Raw genomic sequence first — 3,854 nt, forward strand, 5'->3', positions numbered from 1 at the left:
CGCCTCCACGGCACCGGTCTACTCCCTCGCGGCGACGCTCGGATTCGTCGTGCTCACCGTCGGCGAGCAGGCGCCGATCGCGTTCATCATCGCGTTCGTGCCGATGCTGCTCATCGCCTTCGCCTACCGCGAGCTGAACCACGACGTGCCCGACTGCGGCACGACGTTCACGTGGGCCACCAAGGCGTTCGGGCCGTGGGTCGGCTGGATGGGCGGATGGGGCGTCGCGGTCGCCGGCACGGTGGTGCTCGCGAACCTCGCCCAGATCGGTGGCATCTATTTCTGGCTGCTCGTGGCGCCCGACCTCGCCGAGAACGTGTTCGTGGTGACGCTCACGGGAGTCGTGTTCATCGCGCTGATGAGCTGGATCAGCTGGCGGGGGCTCGAGATCGGCGAGCGGATGCAGAACGTGCTGCTCGGCGTGCAGTACCTCGCGCTGGCCCTGTTCGTGCTGTTCGCCGTGTGGAGCGTCCTCGACGGCACGGCGCCCGAGGGCTCCACGACGCCGCAGCTCAGCTGGTTCGACCCGTTCGCGTTCGGGTCGTTCGACGCGTTCGTCGAGTCGGTGCTGCTGGCGCTCTTCATCTACTGGGGCTGGGACACCTGCCTCGCGCTCAACGAGGAGACGAAGGACCCGAAGCGCATCCCCGGTCGTGCGGCCGTGCTCACCACGCTCATCCTGCTCGTGACCTACGTCGGCGTCACGGTCGCCGCGATGTCGTACGCGGGGCTCGGCGAGGCGGGGCTGGGGCTCGGCAACGAGGGCAACGCCGACGACGTCTTCTTCGCCCTGAAGGACGCGCTGTTCGGGCCGTGGGCCTGGCTGCTGGTGGTCGCCGTCATGATCTCGGCGGTCTCGTCGACGCAGACGACGATCCTCCCGACCGCCCGCGGCACGCTCGCGATGGCCGTGTACCGGGCGCTGCCCAAGCGGTTCGCCACGGTGCATCCGCGATACCGCACCCCGTCGTTCTCGACCCTGCTCATGGGCTTCGTGGCGATCGTCTTCTACGTGGGCATGACCCTGATCAGCGACAACATCCTGCAGGACACGGTGCTCTCGCTCGGCCTCGCGATCGCCTTCTACTACGCCATCACGGGGTTCGCCTGCGTCTGGTACTTCCGGGCCACCCTGTTCGAGTCGTGGCGGAACTTCTGGTACCGCCTCGTGTTCCCCCTGCTCGGTGCGCTGCTGCTCGCCGGCGCGTTCGTGTACTCGGCGGTCGACATGCTCGATCCCGACTACGGGTACACGGTGCTGCTCGGCGTCGGCGGGGTCTTCGTCGTCGGGGTCGGGTCACTGCTGCTCGGCGCCGTGCTGATGGTGGTGTGGTCGTTCTTCGCCGAGGCGAAGCCGTTCTTCCGGGGCGAGTCGCTCAATCGCGAGACCGAGGTGCTGGTGCCCGACGACGAGCTGGCGGTCCCGCGGTCGATCGACGGCGGCGTCTGAGTAGAGACCGCTGAGCGACGGATGCCTCGCGCGGTGCGCATCCGAGCAGCCGGTAGGCTCGAGGGGTGCAGAAGCTCGTCGTGCTCATCTCGGGCACTGGCTCGAACCTCCGTGCCCTCCTCGAAGCCTCCGAGGACGCCGAGTTCCCGGCGCGGGTCGTCGCCATCGGCGCCGACCGCGAGGCCGACGGACTCGTGCTCGGTGAGGAGTTCGGCATCCCCACCTTCACCGTGCCGTACACGGCGTATCCCGACCGCGACGCGTGGGGTGACGCGCTCATCGAGCAGGTGCGCCAGTGGGAGCCCGACCTCGTGATCCTGTCGGGGCTCATGCGCCTCGTGCCGGCCGGCGTGGTCGACGCTTTCTCGCCGTACCTCATCAACACGCACCCGGCCTACCTCCCCGAGTTCCCGGGCGCGCACGGCGTGCGCGACGCGCTCGCGGCCGGGGTCGACCAGACCGGGGCCAGCCTCATCGTCGTCGACAACTCGGTCGACGGCGGCCCCATCATCGCGCAGGAGCGCGTGCCGGTGCTCGCGGGCGACACCGAGTCGACCCTGCACGACCGCATCAAGCCCGTCGAACGGCGTCTGCTCATCCAGGCCGTGCTCGACATCGCCAACTCGCACATCGACCTGAAGGAGCTCACCGCATCATGAGCGGAGCCAGCATCGACCCGGGCCTCTACCGCCACCGCGACGTCGTCCCCGTGCGCCGCGCGCTCATCGCGGTGAGTGACAAGCGCGGGCTCGTGGAGCTCGCCGGCGCCCTCGTGGCGGCAGGCGTGGAGATCGTTTCCACCGGCGGCACCTCCAAGGCCATCGCCGACGCGGGCCTGCCGGTCACGCAGGTCGCCGACGTGACCGGCTACCCCGAGCACCTCGACGGACGGGTGCGCACGCTGCACCCCGCCGTGCACTCGGGCCTCCTCGCCGACCTGCGCCTGGAGCACCACGAGACGGAGCTCGCCGAGCTCGCCATCGAGCCGTTCGAACTCGTCGTCGTGAACCTCTACCCGTTCGCCGAGACGGTCGCGGCGGGCGCCGAGCCCGACGCCGTGGTCGAGCAGATCGACATCGGCGGGCCCGCGATGGTGCGTGCGTCGGCGAAGAACCACGCGAACGTCGCCGTGGTGGTGTCGCCCGACCGGTACGACGAGATCGTCGGCGCCGTGCAGGCCGGCGGCACGACGCTCATGCAGCGCACGGTCCTCGCACGCGAGGCGTTCCGGCACACGGCCTCCTACGACATCGCGGTCGCGTCGTGGATCGGCAGCGTCGTCGCTCCCGATCAGCCCGCCGAGGAATCGCCCTTCCCCGCCTGGGTCGCCGGCAGCTGGACGAAGGACGCCGACCTCCGATACGGCGAGAACTCGCACCAGCGGGCGGCGCTCTACGCATCCCAGGGCGGCCGGCCGGGCATCGCGCAGGCCGTGCAGCTGCACGGCAAGGAGATGTCGTACAACAACTACGTCGACGCGGATGCCGCGGTGCGGGCCGCGTTCGACTTCGACGAGCCCGCCGTGGCGATCATCAAGCACGCGAACCCGTGCGGCATCGCCGTGGCGTCGGCCGGGGCATCCGACCCCATCGCCGACGCCCACCGGCGCGCCCACGAGTGCGATCCCGTGTCGGCGTTCGGTGGCGTGATCGCCGCGAATCGCATCGTCACGCGTGCGATGGCCGAGACGGTGTCGGGCATCTTCACCGAGGTGCTCATCGCGCCCGCGTTCGAGGGCGAGGCGCTCGAGCTGCTCACGCAGAAGAAGAACATCCGCCTGCTCACCCTGCCCGAGGGGTTCACGCCCACCGCGGTCGAGCTCCGGCAGGTCTCGGGCGGCATGCTGCTGCAGCAGGCCGACCGCCACTTCGCCGCGGCGTCGCAGTGGACGCTCGCCGCGGGCGACCCCGCCGACGACGCCACCCTCGCCGACCTCGAGTTCGCGTGGCGAGCCTGCCGTGCCGTGAAGTCCAACGCGATCCTGCTCGCCTCGGGAGGTGCGTCGGTGGGCGTCGGCATGGGCCAGGTCAACCGCGTCGACTCGTGCCGGCTCGCCGTCGAGCGGGCGGGGGAGCGCGCCGCGGGGTCGGTCGCGGCATCCGACGCCTTCTTCCCCTTCTCCGACGGGCTGCAGATCCTGCTCGATGCGGGAGTGCGCGCCGTGGTCCAGCCGGGCGGCTCCGTTCGCGATGAGGAGGTCGTCGAGGCGGCCCGCGCGGCCGGTGTCACGATGTACTTCACCGGCGAGCGGCACTTCTTCCACTGAGCCGTACGGGTGACGGATGCCGCGGCATCCGCCCGCTGCCTGCGCTGCCGACCCCTCCGGCCCGGCCTCGCCTGGCCCAGTCCGCCGGCGGGTACCGAATGGCGGATATACGATCCGGCGCGCCGGATCGTTCAGGGT

3 protein-coding genes are annotated in these 3,854 nt (G+C 70.6%); all 3 read left to right on the forward strand.

The annotated features are described in order from the left end of the window. Nucleotides 1–1,450, forward strand: a 1,450-nt coding sequence (locus AC1DY2_RS16855) for an APC family permease (RefSeq protein ID WP_476763460.1), incomplete at its 5' end; no start/stop codon positions are given. A gap of 65 nt (nt 1,451–1,515) precedes the next feature. After that, nucleotides 1,516–2,109: a phosphoribosylglycinamide formyltransferase gene (purN, locus tag AC1DY2_RS16860; RefSeq protein ID WP_476763461.1), complete on the forward strand. Its 594-nt coding sequence runs from the start codon at nt 1,516–1,518 to the stop codon at nt 2,107–2,109. Beyond that, a complete protein-coding gene (purH, locus tag AC1DY2_RS16865; RefSeq protein WP_476763462.1) occupies nt 2,106–3,716 on the forward strand; it encodes a bifunctional phosphoribosylaminoimidazolecarboxamide formyltransferase/IMP cyclohydrolase in 1,611 nt (536 codons plus the stop codon). The genes purN and purH overlap by 4 nt, the downstream gene beginning before the upstream one ends. Nucleotides 3,717–3,854 lie beyond the last annotated feature (138 nt).

It is taken from the genome of Agromyces sp. P1_H4 (genome assembly GCF_056405255.1).